The sequence below is a fragment of the Comamonas koreensis genome, from assembly GCF_014076495.1.
Lineage (GTDB): Bacteria > Pseudomonadota > Gammaproteobacteria > Burkholderiales > Burkholderiaceae_C > Comamonas > Comamonas squillarum.
Window position 1 is genome coordinate 1,839,812 of record NZ_CP043575.1, and the last position, 22,064, is coordinate 1,861,875.

Here is a 22,064-nt window from a genome sequence, read left to right on the forward strand (position 1 = left end):
CGCGTGTCTGGGTGCCTTGGCGGGCCGTGGAATCATCAAGGAGGCGGGTATGCAGGTCGTGTGTTTTGCAGGCTATTCGGGCAGTGGCAAGACGACCTTGATCGAGCAGGTCATCCCCGTGCTGATCGCGCGCGGCCAGCAGGTGTCGGTCATCAAGCATACCCATCACCGCTTTGACATCGACACCCCTGGCAAGGACACCTGGCGCCACCGCCAGGCCGGCGCCTTTGAGGTGCTGGCTGCCTCCGACCAGCGCGTGGTGCTGATGCGCGAGCTGCCAAAGACGCAGGAGCCCGATGTGCATGCGCTGATCGCCCAGCTCGACAGCCGGGTGGACTGGGTGCTGGTGGAGGGCTTCAAGGACTGCGACCTGCCCAAGCTGGAGGTGCTGGCCAATGCGCCAGAGGCCAACGGCAAGGCACCGCTTTATCCGCAGGATGCGGCCGTGCAGGCCGTGGTGCTGTCACCCGCCCGCCAGCTGCTGCCCGCCACCGCCCTGCCGCAGCTGCCCCGCGATGCACCCGCTGCCGTGGCGCAGTGGCTGCTGGTGCACAGCGCCCGCTTTGCCTATACCCCGCCTTGTGTATTTGCAACCGATACCGCCGGGTGAGCGGGCCGTTGCGATGGTCGGCCCGATTGCAGGCGGCCGATAACCGAAGGAATGATTGAGATGAACAGCCAGCCCCGTCCCCCCCTGAAATCCCTCGATGCCGCCCTGGCCGAGCTGCTGGCCCATGCCCAGCCGCTGGCGGGCCATGAGCTGCTGGACACCTTTGATGCTGACGGCCGCGTGCTGGCGCAGGACCTGGTCGCTGCCTTGCAGGTGCCGCCTTTCGACAACAGCGCGATGGACGGTTATGCGCTGCGCGCGGCCGACCTGAGCGGGCCCGCACTGGCCCTGCCGGTTAGCCAGCGCATTCCAGCGGGCAGCATCGGCGAGCCGCTAGCTGCCGGCACCGCCGCCCGCATCTTTACCGGGGCAGCGGTGCCTGCGGGCGCCGATGCGGTGGTGATGCAGGAAGAATGCACCGTGCTGGACGATGGCCGGGTGCAGATCAACACGGCCGTCCAAGCCGGGCAGAACATCCGCAAAAGCGGCGAAGACATGCAGTTGGGCAGCACGGTGTTGGCGGCCGGCACGCGCCTGGGCCCGGCCGAGCTGGGCCTGGCTGCCAGCATGGGCTGCGCCCGCCTGCCACTGGCCCGGCGCCCGCGCGTGGCCTTGTTCTCCACCGGTGACGAGCTGGTCATGCCCGGCGACGTGGCGCCCCAGGACCTGCCCTTGGGCAGCATCTACAACAGCAACCGCTTCTTTTTGCGCGCCATGCTCCAGCGCCTGGGCTGCGAGGTACGCGACCTGGGCATCGTGCCCGACAGCTACGAGGCCACCGTCGCTGCGCTGCAGACCGCCGCGCAGCACAGCGACCTGGTACTGACGAGTGGTGGTGTGTCGGTGGGTGAGGAAGACCACGTCAAGGCGGCCGTGCAGGCCTTGGGCAGGCTTGACCTGTGGGCGATTGCCGTCAAGCCGGGCAAGCCCTTTGCCTATGGGCGCGTGGGCCAGGCCCATTTCATCGGCCTGCCAGGCAATCCGGTGTCCAGCTTTGTGACCTTTGCGCTTTTGGTGCGGCCTTTTCTGCTGCGGCTGCAAGGCGTGCAGGCGCTGGCGCCGCAGGCGATCGATATGCGTGCCGATTTTGACTGGCCGCGAGCCGACAAGCGCCGCGAATTCTTGCGCGTGCGCGTCAATGCGCAAGGCGGGCTGGACCGTTTTGCCAATCAGGGCTCGGGCGTGCTGACCTCGGCCGTCTGGGCCGATGGCCTGGTCGACAACCCGCCCGGCCAGACCATTGCGCAGGGCGATACCGTGCGCTTTGTGCCCTTTGCCCAGCTGCTGGGCTGAGGAGGGCGAGGAGATGACGATGAAGACTTTGCAACTGCGCTATTTTGCAAGTATCCGCGAGGCCATTGGTAGCGGCAGCGAGGCCTTTGCCACCGAGGCCGGCACCGTCGCAGAGCTGCGCGAGGCCCTGCTCGCGCGCGGCGAGCCCTATGCCAGCTGCCTGGCGCGGGGGCGCGCGGTGCGCACCGCCGTCAACCAGGTGCTCAGCGACGACAGCGCGGTGCTGGAGGCGGGGGCCGAGGTGGCGTTTTTTCCGCCGGTGACTGGCGGTTAGGAATCCTTAAGCAGCGCCATCTTCTGCGGGGTTGGGCAGCAGTAGCTCGGGCGCTTTCCATTCCAGCAGTTCGGCCAGGCGCAGCACCACCCAGCGCGCTTCCTCCGCGCTGACGCCCGCGTCTGGCGCCTGCAGGCCGCTGTAGATGGTCTGCAGGATGGCGCTCTCGGAGGGCGCACTTTGGTGGTAGAGGATCTGCGCCTGCTCGACCAGCATCTGCGCCAGGTCTTCGCACAGCTCATAGCGCTGGGCGATGTCAGCGAGCGGCTGGCGCAGGCGCTGGTTGCGGCCCTGGAACAGGGCGATGAAGGAATCAGGGACAAAGATTTGGCTGCCGTCTTGCATGGGTATCCATCAGGTGAGGTGCGCGTTCAGGGCGCAAAGCGCTTTTCAAAGCGGGCCACATCTTCTTCCAACTCAAAGGTCACGACCTGGCCCATTTTCCGGTCGCTCTCGCGGCAGGCGGCATAAACGCTGGTCTTGCCGACCAGGTCCATCGCCGGGATGTCGATGATCGCGTAAGGGTAGGGCACGAACACGTGGTGCTCAAACACAATGCGGTGCTGGTTGCGCGGATTGGGGTAGAGCAGGAAGCCGTGGGCATTCAGGGTCTGACTGGGCATGGAAAGCATCCAAAGAGAAAACAGGTCCTGCAAGCGTGCGGGCAGCCGGTGGAGCGTGGGCATTCCAGCAGCCCAAAGCTTGCAGAGGGCCACCAGTGTGCCGCAATCGCGAAGCTGGGGTGGCCTGCCATGGTTTGTGGCAGGGCCCGGTGGGCATGCTAGGCTTCGGCCTTGATGCTTTTTTCGCCGAGATACCGCCATGCTGCACACCCATATCGCCGTCCAGACCGCTGACTTTGATGTGAGCGAGGAGCTGCGCCTGCTGCGCGCCGCCGATGGCCGCATCGGCGCGGTCTGCAGCTTTGTCGGCACGGTGCGCGACCGCAATGCGGGCAGCGAGGTGGCGACGATGGAGCTGGAGCACTACCCGGGCATGACGGAAAAATCGATCGCCCAGATGGTTGAGGCCGCCAGCCAGCGTTTTGACATTTTTGGCGCCCGCATCATCCACCGCGTGGGGCTGCTCGCGCCTGGCGACCAGATTGTGCTGGTCGCCGTCTCCTCGGCGCACCGGGGCGAGAGCTTCCAGGCCTGCGAGTTCTTGATGGACTACCTCAAGACCGAAGCGCCATTCTGGAAGAAAGAAGACACGCCCCAAGGCGCGCGCTGGGTCGATGCCCGCGTCAGCGACGAAGCGGCGATGGCGCGCTGGGGCCTGCCCCAGCACCAGAGCTAAAAAACGGGCCCCATTGCAGCGGCATTGACCGGGCGCAAGCTTTCTCAGCCCTATAGCTGCTGCAATGGGTGCGGGGAGCGTGGCCGCCTCGCTGCGATGTCCGCAGGGCGTAGGAGGCGGCGCACAGCACTTGGCGACGTGGGCCGACAGAAGCTATATGTGCGGCGAGGTTCTTGAAAATACGGCGTCCAGCGCAAAATATTCCCCAGTAACAATTGTTGAGTGGGGAACATTCATGCGAATCGACAAACTGACAACCAAATTTCAAGAAGCGCTGGCCGACGCCCAATCGTTGGCCCTGGGCAATGACAACGCCTATATCGACCCGGTCCATGTGCTGGCAGCCATGCTGCGCCAGCCCGATGGCCCCAAATCGCTGCTGGCGCGCGCAGGCGCCAATGCCACGGCGATGAGCACGGCGGCAGAACACGCGATCAAGCGCCTGCCGCAGGTGCAAGGCCAGGACCAGGTGACGGTGGGGCCCGATCTGCAGCGCATGCTGCAGGCCACCGAGAAGGAAGCCATCAAGCGCGGCGACCAGTTCTATGCCAGCGAGCTGTTCTTGCTCGCCCTCACCGATGACAAAGGTGAGGCCGGCCGTATCGTCAAAGAGGGTGGCCTCAGCCGCAAGGCGCTGGAGGCGGCGATTGACGCCGTGCGCGGCGGCCAATCCATGGACAGCGCTGACGGCGAAAGCCAGCGCGAAGCCTTGAAGAAATACACGCTGGACCTGACCGAGCGCGCCAAGCTGGGCAAGCTCGACCCGGTCATTGGCCGCGATGACGAGATCCGCCGCACCATCCAGGTGCTGCAGCGCCGCAGCAAGAACAACCCTGTGCTGATCGGTGAGCCTGGCGTGGGCAAGACAGCCATCGTCGAAGGCCTGGCCCAGCGTATCGTCGCAGGCGAAGTGCCCGACACCTTGCGCGACAAGAAAGTGCTGGTGCTGGATATGGCCGGCCTGCTCGCTGGTGCCAAGTACCGGGGAGACTTTGAAGAGCGCCTCAAATCCGTGCTCAAGGAAGTGGCGCAGGAAGAGGGCCGGGTGATCCTCTTCATTGACGAAATCCACACCATGGTCGGCGCTGGCAAGGCCGATGGCGCGATGGATGCGGGCAATATGCTCAAGCCCGCGCTGTCGCGCGGCGAGCTGCACTGCATTGGCGCGACCACCTTGGACGAGTACCGCAAGTACATCGAAAAGGATGCGGCGCTGGAGCGGCGCTTCCAGAAGGTGCTGGTCAACGAGCCCTCGGTGGAAGACACCATTGCGATCCTGCGCGGCCTGCAGGAAAAGTACGAAGCCCACCATGGCGTGGACATCACCGACCCGGCGATTGTGGCTGCGGCCGAGCTGTCGGCGCGCTATATCACCGACCGCTTCCTGCCTGACAAGGCCATCGACCTGATCGACGAGGCGGCTGCCAAGATCAAGATTGAGATCGACTCTAAGCCCGAGGTGATGGACAAGCTTGAGCGCCGCATGATCCAGCTCAAGATCGAGCGCGAGGCGATGAAGAAGGAAAAGGACGAGGCCTCGCAAAAGCGCCTGTCGCTGATCGAAGAGGACCTGTCCAAGATCGAGCGTGAATACGCCGACATGGAAGAGATCTGGAAGGCCGAGAAGGCCGACGCGATGGGCTCGGAGCAGCTGCGCAAGGAGCTCGACCAGGTGCGCTTCCAGATCCAGGAAGCCACGCGCAGCGGTGACTTCAACAAGGTCGCCGAGTTGCAGTACGGCAAGCTGCCCGCCCTGGAGAAGCAGCTGGCCGAAGTGCAGGCCGACGAGAAAAGCGAAGGGGCCAAGGACAAGGGCCACAAACTGCTGCGCACGCAAGTGGGCGCCGAAGAGATTGCCGAGGTGGTCAGCCGCGCCACGGGCATTCCGGTCTCCAAGATGATGCAGGGCGAGCGTGACAAGCTCTTGCGCATGGAAGACAAGCTCCACGAGCGTGTGGTCGGCCAGGATGAGGCGATCTCTGCTGTGTCCAACGCCATCCGCCGCTCGCGCTCGGGCCTGTCCGATCCGAACCGGCCCACCGGCTCCTTCCTGTTCCTGGGCCCCACGGGCGTGGGCAAGACCGAGCTGTGCAAGGCGCTGGCGGGCTTTTTGTTTGACAGCGAAGACCACCTGATCCGCATCGACATGAGCGAGTTCATGGAGAAGCACTCGGTCTCGCGCCTCATTGGTGCGCCTCCAGGCTACGTGGGCTATGACGAGGGTGGCTACCTGACCGAGGCCGTGCGCCGCAAGCCCTACAGCGTGATCTTGCTCGACGAGGTGGAAAAGGCCCACCCCGATGTGTTCAACATCCTGCTGCAGGTGCTCGACGACGGTCGCCTGACCGATGGCCAGGGGCGCACGGTGGACTTCAAGAACACTGTGATCGTGATGACCAGCAATATCGGCTCGCAACTGATCCAGGCGATGGTCGGCGAATCGTATGAGGATGTAAAAGACGCGGTCTGGGGGGAACTGAAAAACCATTTTCGGCCCGAGTTCCTCAACCGCATCGATGAAACCGTGGTGTTCCACGCTCTGGATGCCCAGCACATCGAGTCGATTGCACGCATTCAGCTGCACCAGCTCGAAAATCGCTTGGCGAAGATGGACCTGCACCTGCAGGTGTCCGATGCGGCCATGGCCGAGTTGGCCAAGGTGGGCTTTGATCCGGTGTTTGGTGCGCGGCCGCTCAAGCGGGCGATCCAGCAGCGCATCGAGAACCCGCTGTCGCGCTTGCTGCTTGAAGGTGTCTACCCGCCCAAGAGCCGTATCCCGGTGACAGTGGATCCGGTGCAGGCACCGGGCGAGTTCCATTTTGGCAAGGCCGAGGTGCAGTAGTACCCTTGGCGGTGGGCCATGCATAACCATGCATGACCCACCATCTTTACGCTGCGATATGCTTGTTGACAGTGCAAGGGGCTTGAAAAAGCCTGCCATCGGCATAACATGGGTAACAAGCGCTGTCATACAGCGATGAAAGGAAGTGCGTTGAACGAGTTGTTGGCAACTGTGGTGAGCTGGACTTTGCGAATTGCGATGGTGCTGGCTGGTCTGGTGTTTTTTGTCAGCCTGATGGTGGTGGCCGCAATCGCTGCCATGCTCTGGGCTGTGCGCCTGCTCTGGGCCAAAGTTACCGGCAAACCTGTGGCGCCTTTTGCGTTCAAGATGAACCCCGCGTCGGGCTGGACCACGGTCTACCGCAGCACGGCGCGCTGGTCTGCCAACAAGGGCGCACGCGCTGCTGAATCGGCCGCCAGCCCCTCGGGCATGCGTGCTTCCGTGATCGATGTGACGGACGTGGAGCCTCGTGAAATCCGTTCACAACACTGACTGACCTGATGCAGGCTGCGGCCTGCCTTGTGTACAAAGCCCGGTTGTGCCTGATGCAGACCGGGTTTTTTTATGGGGCCATGCTATGGATGTGAGCGAGTTGCACAGCCGTTTTGAGGCCATGCGCGCGGCCAGCCGCGCGCAGGCCGATACGCCGCTGCTGCTGCGGCGCGAGCGCTTGCTGCGGCTGCAAAAGCTGCTGCAGGACAACGAGGCGCGGCTGTGCGCCAGCGTGCAGGCCGATTTTGGCCAGCGCTCGGCGCGGGTGACGACCTTGACGGAATTGCTGCCGCTGCACAGCCAGCTGCGCCAGGCGCTGGGCGCTCTGCGGCGCTGGGCAGCGCCCCGGCCTGAGGCCACGCCCTGGCATTTGTGGCCTGCGCGCGCCTGGGTGCAGGCGATGCCGCTGGGCGTCATCGGGGTGATCGCTCCCTGGAACTATCCCCTGCTGCTGTCCTTGGGGCCGCTGGTCAGCGCGCTGGCTGCGGGCAACCGCGTGATCATCAAACCCAGCGAGTACACCCCGCAGACTATGGCGCTGCTCGCCCAGCTGCTGCCCAGCTATTTCGCAGATGACGAGGTGGCGCTGCTGGCGGGAGACGCCGGCGCTTCGGCCGAGCTCGCGGCTTTGCCGCTGGACCACCTGCTGTTCACCGGCTCGGCCGCCACTGGCCGCAAGGTGGCGCTGGCCGCTGCCAACCAGCTGGTGCCCACCACCTTGGAGCTGGGCGGCAAATCGCCCTGCCTGCTGGAGCAAAGCTGCGATATCCAGGACGCGGCCAGCAAGATTGCCCATGCCAAGCTGCTCAATGCGGGCCAGACCTGCATTGCGCCCGACTATGTGCTGCTGCCACGCAGCAGCGCTGCCGCCTTTGTCGAGGCCTATACCCAGGCCGTGCAACGCATGTACCCACAGCTGCAGGGCAACCCCGATTACACCTCGGTCATCCATGCCGCCCATGCCAGCCGGCTGCTGGGCATGCTGGCCCAGGCCGAGCAGGCCGGCGCCCAGGTGATTCGGCTGCAAGGCGGCGGCGCGGAGGTCTCCCAAAGCCGTATCGGTGATGGCATCAGCCGCCAGCTGGTGCCGGCGCTGGTGCTGGGCGTGGGCGCGCAGATGCAGCTGATGCAAGAGGAAATCTTTGGCCCGGTGCTGCCGGTGCTGCAGTACGACGACCGCGAGGAGGCGATTGCGGCCATCAACCACGGCGAGATACCGCTGGCGCTGTACTGGTTTGGCCAGGACCGCCGCCAGGGCCGCGATGTGGCGCAGCGCGTGCGGGCTGCTGGCATGTGCATGAATGACTGCCTGCTGCAGTTTGCCCATGGGGCCCTGCCGTTTGGTGGCTGGGGCAAGAGCGGATGGGGCGCACTGCATGGCTACCATGGATTCATGCGCTTTTCTCATGCCAAGCCTGTGCTGCGTCAAGGCAGCTGGTCGGGTGCGGCCTGGCTCTATCCGCCTTATGGCCGGCGCTTTGATGGGCTGATGCGGTGGTTGGCTCGCAGCTTCATGCGCTAAGACCTTGATTTATAAGCAGGGGTGTACTTCGGGTAAACGCCTAGCGCAAATGCAGTCATTTGCAAACCCCTGCACAAATTGACCTACAAGCCTATTGTGGGGCTACCCAAATGATGTCAGGAGTGAGACAATGGCGGGCTTTCGCGCACCATACTCTCTAGCGCGCTGTTCACGCGCTGACTCTTCCATATGCCCTTAAAAAAGCCTTCAGCAGTCCCTTGTTGCCTGCTGATGCTGCGTGAGCCATGGTGTGTTGCAGGTGGGTGGATGTTGAGCCTCAGGGTGCTCCATCCCCACTTGACACCCGGCCGGGCGTGATGGTCGCAGTGTACGACGAGATATACGTGCTTTTTGGTTAATTCATTGATTTTTGTTTTCGGTTATCCATGTCTGAAACTATCCAGGTTCGTCCCGCAACTCTCCGTGATGCCAAAGCCATTGCCCAAATCCATGCCGCCGCTTCGGTGGAGAGCTATCGCGGTGTTTTGCCCGATGACCAACTGAAGTCCATCTCTTCCGTCGAAAAGCGCCAGGCTTACTGGCGCGAAGCCATCGAATACTGTGAGCCGCAGGTGCAAGTGGCCGTTGAAAACGACAAGATCGTCGGTTTCATCGGTTTTGACCGCTCGCGCGATGCCAAGACCCGCCCCACGACCGGTGAGATCTGGGCGATCTATGCTGCGCCTACCCACTGGGACCAGGGCGTAGGCGTGGCGCTGTGGGATGCCGCGCGTGATGGCCTGTCCGAAGAAGGCTGCACCTCGGTGACCGCCTGGGTGCCGCTGCGCAATGAGCGCGCACTGCGTTTCCACGAGTCTGCCGGTTTCAAGCGCGAGATGTCGACCGCCAAGACGGCGACGGTGGGTGCCATCAAGATCGAAGAAGTGCGCATGCAGCGCTCCTTGATGAACCGCTGATCCTTGCTGGCCGGGCATGCACCGGCCCTGCGTTGGCAGGGCGGGGCAGCCTTGCTCTCAAGAGGCCGTCTTGGACGGCCTCTTTGTTTTTCCCCCTTGGCAGCTGGCGCCTTGCCGCTCTGCCCCAGAAAGCATTTGTATGACCACTGCCCAGCCAGAGAGTTTTCCCACCATCCACTGGGAGGAAGGCGGCGAGCCCCGCAGCGCCCGCTGGCGCTGCGAGCGCGGCACTGGGCCTACTGCCCGTGTGGTGCTGGCCGATGACACCATGCCCGCCGATGTGGCCTACCGCCTGGCCTGCGAGGGCTCGGCGCTCTTGTGGCGCGGTGACTTTCAAAATGCCCGCATGCTGCTGCAGTCGCTGGCCCGCCGTCTGGACAAGACCGGCGAGCGCAAGGCCAAGAAAAAGCCTGCCGCAGCCAGTGCCACCGGCATGCCCACCCCCCAAGTGGCTTTGCCCTTCCACCAGCAGCGCCACCTGCAGGCGCAGCGCGCCCGTGTGCTATCGATGGTGCTGATCGAGCTGGACCCGCAGTATGCAATCAGCCTGCGTCGCGCGCCGCAGGTGCAGGCCGCTTGTGTGGATGCCTGGGGCGAGCCCGCAGGCGACCTGCCCCAGGTGGTGTCCCTGCGCGAGCTGCAGGCCCTGGTGGGCGCGCATGAGTGGCGCAAAAAAGGCGTGGAAATTCCCGCGCTGGCCAAGCTTGCGCCCAAGGCCTATGACCGCATCCACCCGCACTACGGCGTGTTCTCGCCAGTGCGCGGCGAGTATGTCGACCTGATTGCCCAGGCACCGTTGCCCACCGCGCTGGCCAAGCAGTCGTTGGCCTATGACATCGGCACCGGTACCGGCGTGATCGCAGCGGTGCTGGCGCGCCGCGGCATCCAGAAGGTGCTGGCCACCGATACCGACCCGCGTGCCCTGGCCTGTGCCAAGGAGAACCTGCAGCGCCTGGGCGTGGACCAGCGCGTGGAGCTGGCGCAGACCGATCTGTTCCCGGAGGGCAAGGCCGCGCTGGTGGTCTGCAACCCGCCCTGGGTGCCGGCCAAGCCCAGCGCGCCCGTGGAGCGCGCCGTGTATGACGAAGGCAGCCGCATGCTGCGCGGCTTTCTGGCCGGGGTGCCCGCCCACCTGGTGCCCGGTGGCGAGGCCTGGCTGATCCTGTCCGACTTTGCCGAGCACCTGGGACTGCGCAGCCGCGAGGAGCTGCTCAGCTGGATCGCCGAGGCCGGCTTGCAGGTGGTGGGCAAGAACCAGATCCGCCCGCGCCACGCCAAGGCCCAGGATGCGGCCAACCCGCTGCACCAGGCCCGCGCGGCCGAGATGACCACGCTGTGGCGCCTGCAGGTGGCCTGGTGATCGGCCCGATGGTCTGAACGGGGCCCACATGCGCTTGTTGCTCGCGCCCATGGAGGGCCTGCTCGATTTTGTGCTGCGCGATGTGCTCACCAGCATTGGCGGCGCCGACCGCTGCGTCTCGGAGTTCATCCGCATCACCGGCAGCTTGCTGCCCGACAAGGTCTACCTGCGCACCATGCCGGAGTTGCGCAACGGTAGCTACACGGCAGCTGGCACCCCGGTGCGCGCCCAGCTGCTGGGCAGTGATGCCGCCAGCATGGCGGCCAATGCGGTGCAGCTGGCGGCGCTGTCGCCCGAGGGGATCGATTTGAACTTTGGCTGCCCGGCCAAGGTGGTCAACCGCCATGGCGGCGGCGCCGCCTTGCTGCAGGACCCGGTCGCCATCCATGCGGTGGTCAGCGCGGTGCGCGGCGCGGTGCCTGCGGCCATGCCGGTGTCGGCCAAGATGCGCCTGGGCTTCAACGACCGGGCGCTGATGCTGGACTGCGCGTTGGCGATGCAGGAGGCCGGCGCCTGCGAGCTGGTCGTACATGGCCGCACCAAGCTCGATGGCTACCGCCCGCCCGCCTACTGGGACCAGATTGCGCGCATCCGCGAGGCCGTGCGCATCCCCGTCGTGGCCAATGGTGAAATCTGGACCGTGGAGGATGCCTTGCGCTGCCAGGCCGAATCCGGCTGCCAGGACCTGATGCTCGGCCGCGGCATTGTGGCCGATCCGGGCCTGGCCTGGCGCATCCGCAAAGCGGTGGCCGAGCGCGATGGTCTGCCGCTGCCCGCCGGCATGCGCGATGTGCAATGGCCGGACCTGCTGCCCGCCTTGCTGCGCTTTTGGCAGCTGGTCTGCGAGGACCTGGAGCCACGCCAGCGCGCTGGCCGCTTGAAGCAGTGGCTCAACCTGATGCGCCGGGCCTTCCCCGAGGCCGAGGACGCCTACCAGCATGTGCGGGTGATGACCGACCAGGCAGCGATCACCGTGTGGCTGGATGACTTGCAGCGGCAGACGCTGCTGCAAGCGCCTGTTTATGGCAGCGTTTAAAGCAAAGAGTCGGGCGTAAAGGGGCTGATGATCTTGAGCATCAGCCGCAGCGGCAGACTGGCATCGGGCTCGGTGGTCTGGTCTTTCAAGCGGCTGTTCTGCGGCGCCTGCCACAGCAGCTTGCCGTCTTTGAGCACCACATGCCAAGCGGCGCTCTCCAGCCCCTTCTCGATCATGCCGGCAGCCTGCCCCGAGAGCTTGCGGCTGCGCACCAGCACGGCGATTTCGGTATTTTGCAGCTTGGAGCGCTGGTCCAGGTTCATCGACCCCACCACCAGCAACTGGCCATCGAGCACCAGCACCTTGCTGTGCAGCATCACACGCCGCCCTTCGCGAAAACTGTTCTGGCCGCTGCCCAGGCCAAAGGCGGCGCGCAGATCGCTCTCGTCGCTGACCAGCTCGTACAGCTCCACGCCATCGCGCAACAGGTTCTCGCGGTGGCGGGCGTAGCCGATATGGGCAATGGGCGCGTCGTTGGACGACAGCGAGTTGGTCAGAATGCGCACGCGCACCCCGCGCTGCACGGCATCCTTGAACGCCTGGCGCATCGATTCGCCGGGTACAAAGTAAGGCGAGACGATCAGCAAATCCTTTTTGGCATAACCTAGCAGCTGCACCAGGCCGTCCACCACCGAATCGGCACTGGGGCTGTGGCCAGGGTTGCGGGTTTCAGCCAGCGCTCGCAGCTGCGCCAGGCGCTTGTTGTCCAGCACGCCGGGCGCGGCGCTCAGCGCGTTGGTCTGGCCGTCGGAATCGACCGCCGGTATCTTGCTGGGCGCATCGGCCATCACCACCGAATGGGCCCAGACCAGCGGGACGGTCTGGAGGTCCACTGGCTGCATGTCCCAGGCGCGCTCGCGCTGCTCGTCGGAGATGGCGCCGCCCGGGCGGGGCTCGCCATCGGGCGGCGAGGGCAGCGCGCCGCCGCTGCTGGCGCTGCGGGCAGCGGGCTCGGATGCCGCATTCGTCGTATCGTCATCGCCCCCTTTGCCGGGGCGGGCATGGTAGGCCTGCTGCATATCTTCCAAGGTCTTTTTGCTGATCAGCGACTGCACCGGATAGGCGCGCTCGTTGTTCCAGTAGCTGTCAAAGCTGCTCGACAAGTCCTGCACAGCGGGTCCCATGACGAGCACATCGGTGTCCAGGAAGTTGGAGCTCTCGTCGTTGTCGAAATAGGCATCACCCAGGTTGCGCCCGCCCATGATGCCCATCACATTGTCGGCCAAAAACAGCTTGTTGTGCATGCGCTGCTGCGCGCGCTGGAAATCGGTGGCCGCGTTCCACATGCGGCTGATCGGCGAGTCGCGGTCACCGGGCAGCGGGTTGAACATGCGCATCTCGATATTGGGCTCAAAGGCCAGGCGCATCACCTGGGCATTGCGCCCGGTGCCATGGAAGTCGTCGAGCAGCACGCGCACGCGCACGCCCCGGCGCGCGGCATTCACGACGCTTTCGAGCAGGCGCGCGGTGCTGGCATCGGCATGGATGGCGTAGTACTGCACATCCAGCGTGTGCTTGGCGCCTTGCACCAGCGCCAGGCGCGCGCCGTAAGCGGCTTGCGCACCGGCCAGTATCTCGAAGCCCGACACCCCGGGCCCCGCCTTGCTCTCGGCCTTTTGGCGCTGCTGGCTGATCTGCACCAGCGGGCTGCTGGCCGCTGGCGGCTGGGCCGATGAGACCGGCCTGTCGACCTGGGTGGGCAGCTTGCTGGCGCAGCCGGCGAGCAGCACGGCCGCACACACCATCACCAGCCCGCGCCGCAGCTTGGGCCAGGATGTTATCTCAGGGGGGCGTAATGGAGACTGGGCAGAGGTTGGCAAAGCAGTCGGCATGGCGGCAGGTTCAATCAGTGGGCTGGCGCTATTGTGCGTGAGCGCAAGCCCTTGCGGTGGCCGCGTGGCTGCTTTGGCGGTGCTGTCGTACAGCCAGATGCTGCTCCTGCGTCGTGGCGCAGCAACGCTGCAGCAAGCGGGGTGGCTGCTCAACAGGGTTTGTGCCTGGGCCGTTGCTGCAGGCCTGCCGCTAGGATTGCTGAAAACATTCGAAAATATTTTATCGATAGCCAAAGGAGGCCTGCTTATGCTGCGATCACTGCGCTTTTCCACACTGGTGCTGCTGCTGGCGGCCATGGCCATGCCGCCCGAGAACGCCTGGGCCGCGCGCAAGAAAAAGACCGAGGCCACGCAGGCGGCCAAGAAGCCGGCCAGAGTCAAGGTCAAACGCCAGCGCAGCAGTGCCGAAACCCTGGCCGAGCGCGACCGCCGGCTGCTGCGCGAATGCAAGGGGCTGCCCAATGCGGGCGCCTGCCTGGGCTACGCCAAGAGCCCCTAACACCACCCTTGATACGTCGTTACCTGGCCGGCCGCACAAAGCCTTGTCGTACGCCTGCACTGCCTGCGGCTTGGCGCCTCGTCTCAACCGCAAACCTTCGGTTTGCTGGGTCGTGTGAGAGGCTCTAATGCGCTTGAATCAGAAAGCGCCATGGCCCTGGATCCGGGCGAGCACGCGCAGGTCGGCGCCCAAGGGCTCGATCGAGCGAATATCCAAGGCGGGCGCCTGATCTAGCTTTTGCAGCGCCATGCCGGCAAACGCGGGCAGGCCCTGGCCGAGCAGCTTGGGCGCCAGGTAGAGCAGGCACTCGTCGACGAGGCCTGCCTGCAGCAGCGCGCCATTCAAGATGCCGCCCGCTTCGACATGCAGCTCGTTGACTTCCCGTTGGCCCAGGTCTTGCATCAGGGCGGCCAGGTCGATGCGGTGGGCAGGGCCTGCGGCGTGTGGAGGCGGTAGGCGCACGATGGTGGCGCCCACGGCTTGCAGCGCCGCCTGGCGCGCGCTGTCTTCGCTGTGGGTGTAGACCAGCACTTCGCGCTCTGCGGCAAAAATGCGGGCCTGCGGGGGGGTGCGCAGCTGGCTGTCCAGCACCACCAGGCGCGGTTGCCGAGGCGTCTGCACATAGCGCACATCCAGCGCCGGATCATCGGCCAGCACGGTGCCCACGCCCGTCAGGATGGCGCAGGCCCTGGCGCGCCAGTGGTGGCCATCGGCCCGGGCTGCTTCGCCGGTGATCCACTGGCTGCTGCCATCGGGCAAGGCGGTGGCGCCATCGAGCGACATGGCGGCCTTGAGCCGCACCCAGGGTTGCTTGCGCACCATGCGGCTGAAAAAGCCGATGTTGAGTTCGCGCGAAGCCTCGCCGCCGTCCTCGGGCGCGCAGACCACGACCTCCACCCCCGCTGCGCGCAGACGCGCAAAACCCATGCCCGCGACCAGCGGGTTCGGATCGGTGATGGCGCCCACCACTTTGGCAATGCCGGCGGCGGCCAGCGCATCGCAGCAAGGCCCCGTGCGGCCGTGGTGTGCACAGGGCTCCAGGGTGACATAGGCGGTCGCGCCTGCGGTGCTGTGGCCGCGAGCGGCCGCATCGCGCAAGGCCATGATTTCTGCGTGCGGCCCACCCGCGCGCTGGGTGTGGCCCTGGCCGATCACCTGGCCGTCTGCGGCGACCAGCACGCACCCTACGCGGGGATTGGGCGAGGTAATGAACAGGGCGCTGGCAGCCAGTTCCAGCGCGGTTTGCAGGTGTGGATCAGTCATGGAGCTTGGTCGCAATAGGGCTGGTACGGAGGGGCAGGGCATGGAGGGTCAGGCCCGCTCGATGATTATCGGCGCAACACCGCGCCGGCTCTGCATTGGCACTGCTGTCAGCCCCAGCGCATTTAATTTTTAAATCGAAAAAAGACTTTACGCCGTCGTGTGAAGCATAAATAATCAATCACATGAATTCAATAGTTTTAATTAATTTATTGAAACATCAACGCGGGTGCCGGCACAGCGGGCTGACCGCGGTCGAGCTGATGGTAGTGGTCAGCGTGCTGGCCATTATCGCGAGCCTGGCCGTGCCCAGTGCGAGCGGGCTGCTGCAGCGCTGGCGCGTGCGGCAGTCGCTCGAGGCCATGCATTCTGCGGTATTTCTGGCGCGCTCCGAAGCCATCAAGCGCAGTGGCCTTGTGGCCTTGCAGAGGATTGCCGACAGCGGGCATTGCCGGGCACAAGCCACCAGCAGTGACTGGAGCTGCGGATGGCAGGTCTGTGTGCATGCGCTGGGCCAGCAGCAGTGCGCCGACGATGCACCGGTAGTGCAGCGCTTTGAAACGCCGCCGGGCCTGCAGGTGCAGCGCAACAGCCTGGGTGAAGGTATCCGCTTTGACCGCTGGGGCATGCCGGTGGCAGGTTTTGCCTTTGCGCTGCTCCCCGAGGGAAAAACGCTGGAGCACCCAGCCGCCAAGGGCCTGTGCACCAGCCGGGGTGGGCGTGTGCGGGTTGTCGACGGCCCCAGCTGCAGCCCCAGGAGCTAGGCGATGCGCATCTTCGTGCCCACCCACCCGCAGGCCTCCCTCTCACGTGGCATCAGCTTGCTGGAGTCACTGGTGGCCATGGTGGTGCTGGTGTTGGGCGTGTTGGCGATGCTGGCCATGCAGCTGCGCACGCTCGCCGATGTGCAAACCAGCACCCGCCGTGTACAGGCTATTCGTTTGATCGAAGACCTGGGCGAGCGCATACGCGCCAACCCCCGTGCCTGGGACCAGCTGGAGCACTATCTGAGCGATTGGCAGCATGCTGCGGCAGCGCCGCCCAGGTCCTGCAGTGCGCAGGCTTGCAGCGCCGCTGAGCTGGCGCAGCATGAATTGGCGCAATGGCGCCTGCAGGTGGCGCGCAGTTTGCCACTGGGGCAGTCCCGGATTTTTCTGGCGCCCGGCGAAGCGGTGGGCGCCAACCGGCGCCAGCTGGGCGTGATGGTCCGCTGGCGTGACAGTACGCATGCCCCCTTGGGTGCCTCCGATCCGGCGCTGTACTGGGACTTGGTCGATGCCACCCGCCGAGTGGGCGAGGGAGGGGGCGCAGATGCAGTGGAGGAACGCGGCGGCGAGGTAGTCTGCCAGGATGGCGATGGCGGTCTGCGCTACAGCTGCCACCTGCAGTACCTGGCCTTGAACGCACGCTGCACGGCAGAGCGCATGGGCAGCGCCGTGCACTACCACTGCGGAGGGACTTGATATGCTGGACCAGCGTCATTCCGCATGGGCCTTCGATCTGATCGGCACGCGGCGCCGCGCCATGGATCGCGGACAGCATGGCTTTAGCCTGGTCGAGCTGATGGTGGGCCTGGCGCTGGGCCTGCTGGTGGTGGCCGCGGCCAGCGTCGCCTTGCTGACCTCGCGCAGCCTGGCAGGCACCGTGAGCGAAGCCAGCCATCTGCAGCAGCAGGCCAGTTATGCCTTGCGCGTCATCGGCCAGCAATTGCGCCCATCGGGCAGCCTGTACCTGAACCTGCAGCTGCCCGCAGGTGCGGACCCCACGCTCAGCGCCGCGTTGACGCCAGCAGCTTTTGAGACGGCAGCCCCGGCGGTTGGCAGCGCCCGCGGCTATGCGCCGCGCGCCGATGCCTTGCGGGGCAGCGATAGCAGCCTGGCGGCCGGCTTGCGGCGCTACAAGCAGCCTGTCTTTGCCCAGGCCGGCCTGGCTGCGCAAGCGCGCAACTGCCTGGGCGGGCCGGTGGATGCCAGCGCCGATCTGCGGCTGGAATCGCGCTTTAGCCTGCGTGGTCAGGTGCTGCGCTGTGGTGGCAACGATACCGCTGCATCGCCGCAGCCCTTGGTGGACAACGTCGCGGCCTTTCGCCTGCGTTATTTGCGCATGCAGGCGGCGGGCGCGGCGCAGCCGCAGCTGCAGTACGTCAATGCGCAGCAGGCAAGCGGCGATTGGTCGCAGGTTGTTGCGGTCGAGGTCTGCCTGGTGCTATTTGGCCGCCAAGCTGGCCCACTGCCTGCCGGCAGCGGCTACACCGGTTGCGACGGTGAATGGGTGGAGCTGGCCGACCTGCCCGGCGCGCGCCAAGGGCGCATGCACCGCAGCTTTCGCAACCTGTTCCAGCTGCGCAGCCAGGGCAGCCTATGACAAGGCCCCGCCACGCCCGCTATTGCCATGGCCGTCACCGCGCCCGGGGCGCAGCCTTGCTGACGGTGCTGGTCTTTGGCATGTTGTCGATGCTGCTGGTCCTGTGGTCGGCGCGCACGGCCTGGTATGGCGAGTTGGTGGCCGGCAACGATGCCGATTACCAGCGGGCGTTCGAGGCGGCAGAGGCCTTGCTGCTTGATGCCGAACTGGATATCCGTGGCGAACGGGCCGATGGCCGGCCCTGTGCCTATGGCGGCCTGCCACGAGGCGCTTCAGCCAGCGTTTGCCGCAGCGGCGGCACCACCCGTGTGCCGTTGGAGAACGCCGACGTGCCGGTGTTTTTGGCCCAGCTCAGCGCCCAGCCGCAGCGCTGCATCGACGCGCTCTGTGCCAAGCGGGTCGGCCGCCAGGATATCTGGAATGCGCCGGCAGCGGGCACAGCAGCCCGTCGCGCGGGCGAGCAGGACCTGTTTGCGCTGATGCGGGCCGGCACCGGCGCGCGCTATGGCCAGTACACCGGCGCGCAGCTGGGCGATGCAGACCACCCGGCCCATCCCATCCTGGCGGACAGGAGCGCGCCCGACACCGGCGGCTGGTACTGGATCGAAGTCATCCCCTATACCGACAGCAAGCCCGGGCTCATCAGCAATGCGCCGGCCCACCAGCTGGAACTTGCCGGGCTGACGCCGCATGTGGTCTACCGCATCACCGCGGTGGCCTTTGGCAGAAAGCCGGACACCCTGGTGGTGCTGGAGCAGAGCTACGCACGTCCCAGGCGCAAAGATTGAGAGGCAGATATGGATGGCACCAGAGCAAGCATCGTTGCACACCGCAAACCCCCAAACCAGCGGCAGGCCGCACTGGTCTGCCTGGCGCTGCTGCCCGCTGCTGCCTGGCCCTTGGAGCTGGCTACCGCGCCTGCCGGTGGTGCCAGCGTCTTTGTTGCGCCCAATATCATTGTCTCCATCGATGACTCGGCTGCGATGCAGCGCCGCTTGGGCAGCGCCGAGCCTGGAGTCGCCAGCATCACGGCGCCGGGTGGCGACGGCCGCTGGGATGCGCGGGCGCAGCGCATCGCCGTGCTGCGCCATGCCCTCAAGGAGGTGCTGGGCGATGGACAGCAACTGCCCGATGGCACCATCCGCCTGGCCTGGCAGGCGATGTGGAACCATGGCGCTGCGCCTGGTGGCGGGCCCGGTGGCATGGTGCAGGGCCAGCGGCGCAGGCCCGGGGCCAGCACGGTCAACAGCCCGCGTTTGGCCATCAATGGCATGCAGGCGCTGCAGGGCCGCCATCGTCAGCATTTTCTGGCCTTTGCCGATTCGCTCCGCACCGGCCACCGCAGTGACCTGCACCACCTGCTCGGCCAGGCCGATGCCTACCTGCGCCGGCCGCTCGGCCCGCAAGGGCCCTGGGCCAGCCAACCGGGCGCTGTCACTGCGGCCAGCAGCACCTACCTGGGCTGCCGCCGCAACTACCACATTGTGCTGGCGGGCAGCCGCTGGGCTGGCCCGGCCAGCGGCGGTGCGCAAGACGACCACACCCGCGCCAGAACCTTGCCCGACGGCCAGGTCTACGGCAGTGGCAGCGCCGCGCAAAGGGCTGCCACCCAGCTCTACAGCGATGCGGTTCCAAGCACCTTGGCGGACTGGGCGTTTCGCAGCTGGGCCGACCCTTTGCAGCGGGCAGGCCTGAGCGGCAGTCTGGCGCCTGACGCCGGTTACCGCCAGGCACCGCCCCGGGAGCGTTTTGGGGATGGAAGCGGCCGGAATGCCGTGCTGGAGCGCTACTGGAACCCGCGCTACAACCCCGCCAGCTGGCCCCATCTGCAGACCTACACGGTCGGCATTGGCCTGGATGCCAGCACCTGGCCGGGTGCGCAGCAGATTCTGGCGCCCACGCAGCAACTGCCATTGGGCTATGACGGCAGCTTTGCCGCGCTGGCCAGCGGCGACGTCCGCTGGCCCGATATGCAGGCGCAGGGCGAGGGCGTGCGTGCGCTGGATTTGTGGCATGCGGCGCTCAATGGGCGGGGCCGCTTTTATGCCGCAACGCATGGGCAGGATGTGGCCCATGCGTTGCGCAGTATTTTCAGCGAGATACAGGCCCAGCAGGCAGGCGGTGCGGCCGGCAAAGGTGCGGCCGGCCCAGGCGCAGTCACGGCCAGCACTGGTGCCGCCAGCGCCAGCCAGGCGATTGCCCAGGATGCCTTGCTGTTCAGCGCCAGCTATGACCCGGGCCGGGCCTGGTCCGGCGCCATCCAGGCCCAGGCCATGGGCAGTGACGGCCGCTTGCAGCCGGCGTCCGGATGGGGCGGGCAGACAACGGCGGACAAGCTCGATGCCATCGCCTGGCAGCAGCGCCTGGTGCTGACTTGGGGCGATGTGCAGCAGCGCGGCGTGCCTTTTCGCTGGGCGGCAGATGACATCTACTTGAGTGCGGCGCACAAGCAGGCCCTGCAAGGCCCTGCCGATAGCGCGCAAGGCCAGGCCAGCGGCGAGCAGCGCCTCCACTACCTGCGTGGAGAGCGCCGCCATGAAGTGCAGCATGGCGGTAACCTGCGCAACCGGCATTCGCGCCAAGGCGATATCGTGCATTCGCAGATCTGGTACCTGGGCAAGCCTTCGGCCCGCTACCACGAGGCGAGCTATCTGGACTTTGTGCTGCGCCACCAAAACCGCCTGCCCATGCTCTATGTCGGCGGCAATGACGGCATGCTGCACGGCTTCTCGGCCCATACGGGCGAGGAAAAAATAGCCTATGTGCCCCGGGGCGTGATCCCCAGCCTGCAGGGCTTGACCAGCCCGGCCTACGATGGCCAGCACCGCTATTTTGTCGATGGCTCGCCGCTGGCGGGTGACGCCAACCTGGGCAGCGCCAGCAGCCCGCGCTGGCGCAGCTTGCTGGCCGGCACCCTGGGCGCCGGGGGCAAGGGCTATTTTGTGCTTGATGTCACTGAACCGGAGACGGCCTTTGCCGAGGGGCAGGCGTCAGAGTTGGTGCTGATGGACCGCAGCTGGCATGCGACGGAATCTGCGCCGCGCTGCGATGCGGAGACGGGCGCCGCGCTGCAGGCTTGCACACAGCTGGCCGAGGCCTTTGCCGATATCGGCCATATCACCGCCAGCCCGTCCCGCGATGACATCGACCCGCAGCGCACAACGCAGATCGCACAACTGAACAATGGCCGCTGGGCGCTGGTGCTGGGCAATGGCTACAACAGCGCCAATGGCCGCCCGGTGCTGTTGATCCAGTACCTCGATGGCGGGCGTGAGCTGCTGCGCTTGGTGGCGACGGGCAATGCATCGGCGCAGGCCTGCAGGCAGCAAACGCCGCCCCAGGCGCATTGCAGCCAGCTGGAGGACAACGGCTTGTCTGCCCCGCGCCTGGTCGACATCAATGGCGACGGCCGCCCCGATGTGGTCTATGCCGGTGACAACCAGGGCAATCTCTGGAAGTTTCTGATCAGCTCGGACGATGACACGCAATGGGGTGTGGCGCAGTGGGGTGCACTGGCGGCAACGACCAGCAACCATGGCACTGCCGGCGTGCCACTCTACCAAGCCCGGGGCGGCGCGCGCAGCGCGCCTGGTCAGCGCACATGGCGCCAACCCATCAGCACGGCGCCCTTGGTGCGCAGCAATGACCGTCTGCGCACGCTGCAGCAGGCGGGCGGCCAGCGCCAGGTGCCTGTCGGTGGCTTGGTGGTCGCCTTTGGCACCGGCCGCAATGCCAGCCGCCAGGATCCGCAAGACGACCGCGTGCAGAGCCTCTATGCGGTGCTCGATACCACCCGCTACAAGCGCGTGGGCGAGCGCGGCGAGCGGGTGGCGGTCTGCGCGTCGGCGGCCGATGCGGATTGCCAGTCGGCGCTGGGCAGCGATGCCGATCTGCCCGGGCCGGTGGCGCACAGCCAGCTGCTGCAGCGCCGCATCAACCCCCGCCCCGTGCAGGCGCGCAGCAGCGACCGCCGCATGTTCTGGCGCACCGACGAAAGCGAAGGCGCCGATGCGCTGGATTGGAACCGCCACCGGGGTTGGTTTATGGATTTGCCCGAGGCAGGCGAGCGCCTGCTGCAGCCGCTGCGCTTTTACAGCGGCAGCAACCTGCTGGCGGTGATCAGCGAGGTGCCGGCGCATGCCAGCCATGGCGCACAGGGAGAGCCGGGCCAGGAGCGTTGCGAGCCGGGGCCAGGCACAGCGCAACGCCAGTTTTTCAGCCTGCTCAATAGCATCGATGGCCTGCGGCCGCGCTTGCAGCTGCTCGATACCGATGGCGATGGGCTCTTTGATCCGCAGGCCGATGGCCAGGCCTCGCGCATGTCACTGGGCGCGGGCGCGCATTCGATGCTCCGCGTGCGCGATGACGTGGGCCAGCAGCGCATCCGCATCGATGGCGAATCGCTGCGCGACCTGCCCGAAGTGCCAATACGGCCCACCTGGCGCCAAGCGCGATGAAAGGGGG

20 protein-coding genes are annotated in these 22,064 nt (G+C 66.0%); 16 read left to right on the forward strand and 4 right to left on the reverse strand.

The window, feature by feature from the left end:
* The first annotated feature begins 49 nt into the window (after positions 1–49).
* The 3 genes from mobB to F0Q04_RS08270 are packed head-to-tail and all read left to right on the forward strand — an operon-like array spanning position 50 to position 2,177.
* Entirely contained in the window at positions 50–610 is a 561-nt protein-coding gene (gene mobB / locus F0Q04_RS08260; protein WP_116924923.1) for a molybdopterin-guanine dinucleotide biosynthesis protein B, read from the forward strand.
* A 60-nt stretch (positions 611–670) separates the two neighbouring features.
* Positions 671–1,903 carry a gephyrin-like molybdotransferase Glp gene (gene glp, locus F0Q04_RS08265; RefSeq protein WP_116924924.1) on the forward strand — a complete coding sequence of 411 codons (1,233 nt, stop codon included), beginning with the start codon at positions 671–673 and terminating at the stop codon, positions 1,901–1,903.
* Positions 1,904–1,916: 13 nt separating this feature from the next.
* A complete protein-coding gene (locus tag F0Q04_RS08270; RefSeq protein WP_409935135.1) occupies positions 1,917–2,177 on the forward strand; it encodes a MoaD/ThiS family protein in 261 nt (86 codons plus the stop codon).
* Between the two features lie 6 nt (positions 2,178–2,183).
* Here the strand turns inward: F0Q04_RS08270 and F0Q04_RS08275 are convergent, their stop codons facing one another.
* Positions 2,184–2,522 (reverse strand): hypothetical protein, encoded by a 339-nt coding sequence (locus F0Q04_RS08275; protein ID WP_116924786.1) that lies wholly within the window; start codon positions 2,520–2,522, stop codon positions 2,184–2,186.
* A gap of 26 nt (positions 2,523–2,548) precedes the next feature.
* Positions 2,549–2,800: a hypothetical protein gene (locus F0Q04_RS08280; protein ID WP_182345144.1), complete on the reverse strand. Its 252-nt coding sequence runs from the start codon at positions 2,798–2,800 to the stop codon at positions 2,549–2,551.
* 199 nt (positions 2,801–2,999) lie between these two features.
* On the opposite strand from F0Q04_RS08280, the gene moaE reads away from it, so the two are divergent.
* The 7 genes from moaE to F0Q04_RS08315 all read left to right on the forward strand — a co-directional run bounded on the left by moaE (position 3,000) and on the right by F0Q04_RS08315 (position 11,645).
* Positions 3,000–3,476: a molybdopterin synthase catalytic subunit MoaE gene (moaE, locus tag F0Q04_RS08285; protein ID WP_116924788.1), complete on the forward strand. Its 477-nt coding sequence runs from the start codon at positions 3,000–3,002 to the stop codon at positions 3,474–3,476.
* A gap of 235 nt (positions 3,477–3,711) precedes the next feature.
* The gene (gene clpB, locus F0Q04_RS08290) at positions 3,712–6,318 is read left to right on the forward strand and encodes an ATP-dependent chaperone ClpB (RefSeq protein ID WP_116924789.1); all 2,607 of its coding nucleotides are present in this window, start codon (positions 3,712–3,714) and stop codon (positions 6,316–6,318) included.
* Between the two features lie 150 nt (positions 6,319–6,468).
* The gene (locus F0Q04_RS08295; protein ID WP_182345145.1) at positions 6,469–6,810 is read left to right on the forward strand and encodes a hypothetical protein; all 342 of its coding nucleotides are present in this window, start codon (positions 6,469–6,471) and stop codon (positions 6,808–6,810) included.
* A gap of 46 nt (positions 6,811–6,856) precedes the next feature.
* The gene (locus F0Q04_RS08300) at positions 6,857–8,332 is read left to right on the forward strand and encodes an aldehyde dehydrogenase family protein (protein ID WP_260719002.1); all 1,476 of its coding nucleotides are present in this window, start codon (positions 6,857–6,859) and stop codon (positions 8,330–8,332) included.
* Positions 8,333–8,718: 386 nt separating this feature from the next.
* Positions 8,719–9,249 carry a GNAT family N-acetyltransferase gene (locus F0Q04_RS08305; RefSeq protein ID WP_021025922.1) on the forward strand — a complete coding sequence of 177 codons (531 nt, stop codon included), beginning with the start codon at positions 8,719–8,721 and terminating at the stop codon, positions 9,247–9,249.
* Between the two features lie 139 nt (positions 9,250–9,388).
* The gene (locus F0Q04_RS08310) at positions 9,389–10,609 is read left to right on the forward strand and encodes a methyltransferase (protein ID WP_182345147.1); all 1,221 of its coding nucleotides are present in this window, start codon (positions 9,389–9,391) and stop codon (positions 10,607–10,609) included.
* A gap of 28 nt (positions 10,610–10,637) precedes the next feature.
* Positions 10,638–11,645 (forward strand): tRNA dihydrouridine synthase, encoded by a 1,008-nt coding sequence (locus tag F0Q04_RS08315; protein ID WP_182345148.1) that lies wholly within the window; start codon positions 10,638–10,640, stop codon positions 11,643–11,645.
* Here the strand turns inward: F0Q04_RS08315 and F0Q04_RS08320 are convergent.
* A complete protein-coding gene (locus F0Q04_RS08320; RefSeq protein ID WP_182345149.1) occupies positions 11,642–13,477 on the reverse strand; it encodes a phospholipase D family protein in 1,836 nt (611 codons plus the stop codon). The genes F0Q04_RS08315 and F0Q04_RS08320 overlap by 4 nt on opposite strands.
* A gap of 247 nt (positions 13,478–13,724) precedes the next feature.
* Here F0Q04_RS08320 and F0Q04_RS08325 point away from each other — a divergent pair, with 247 nt between their 5' ends.
* Positions 13,725–13,976: a hypothetical protein gene (locus F0Q04_RS08325; protein WP_182345150.1), complete on the forward strand. Its 252-nt coding sequence runs from the start codon at positions 13,725–13,727 to the stop codon at positions 13,974–13,976.
* A 138-nt stretch (positions 13,977–14,114) separates the two neighbouring features.
* Here F0Q04_RS08325 and ribD read toward each other — a convergent pair whose 3' ends face one another.
* The gene (gene ribD, locus F0Q04_RS08330) at positions 14,115–15,239 is read right to left on the reverse strand and encodes a bifunctional diaminohydroxyphosphoribosylaminopyrimidine deaminase/5-amino-6-(5-phosphoribosylamino)uracil reductase RibD (RefSeq protein WP_182345151.1); all 1,125 of its coding nucleotides are present in this window, start codon (positions 15,237–15,239) and stop codon (positions 14,115–14,117) included.
* Between the two features lie 182 nt (positions 15,240–15,421).
* On the opposite strand from ribD, the gene F0Q04_RS08335 reads away from it, so the two are divergent.
* The 5 genes from F0Q04_RS08335 to F0Q04_RS08355 are packed head-to-tail and all read left to right on the forward strand — an operon-like array spanning position 15,422 to position 22,057.
* A complete protein-coding gene (locus F0Q04_RS08335; RefSeq protein WP_269780262.1) occupies positions 15,422–16,000 on the forward strand; it encodes a GspH/FimT family pseudopilin in 579 nt (192 codons plus the stop codon).
* Between the two features lie 3 nt (positions 16,001–16,003).
* Positions 16,004–16,699, forward strand: a complete 696-nt coding sequence (gene pilV, locus F0Q04_RS08340) for a type IV pilus modification protein PilV (RefSeq protein ID WP_232539549.1) — start codon at positions 16,004–16,006, stop codon at positions 16,697–16,699.
* Between the two features lies 1 nt (position 16,700).
* Positions 16,701–17,600, forward strand: a complete 900-nt coding sequence (locus F0Q04_RS08345) for a PilW family protein (RefSeq protein WP_232539550.1) — start codon at positions 16,701–16,703, stop codon at positions 17,598–17,600.
* Positions 17,597–18,388 (forward strand): pilus assembly PilX family protein, encoded by a 792-nt coding sequence (locus F0Q04_RS08350; protein WP_232539551.1) that lies wholly within the window; start codon positions 17,597–17,599, stop codon positions 18,386–18,388. Before F0Q04_RS08345 ends, F0Q04_RS08350 begins: the two co-directional genes overlap by 4 nt.
* Positions 18,389–18,397: 9 nt before the next feature.
* Positions 18,398–22,057, forward strand: coding sequence for a pilus assembly protein (locus F0Q04_RS08355; protein WP_182345152.1), 3,660 nt, complete (start codon positions 18,398–18,400; stop codon positions 22,055–22,057).
* Positions 22,058–22,064 lie beyond the last annotated feature (7 nt).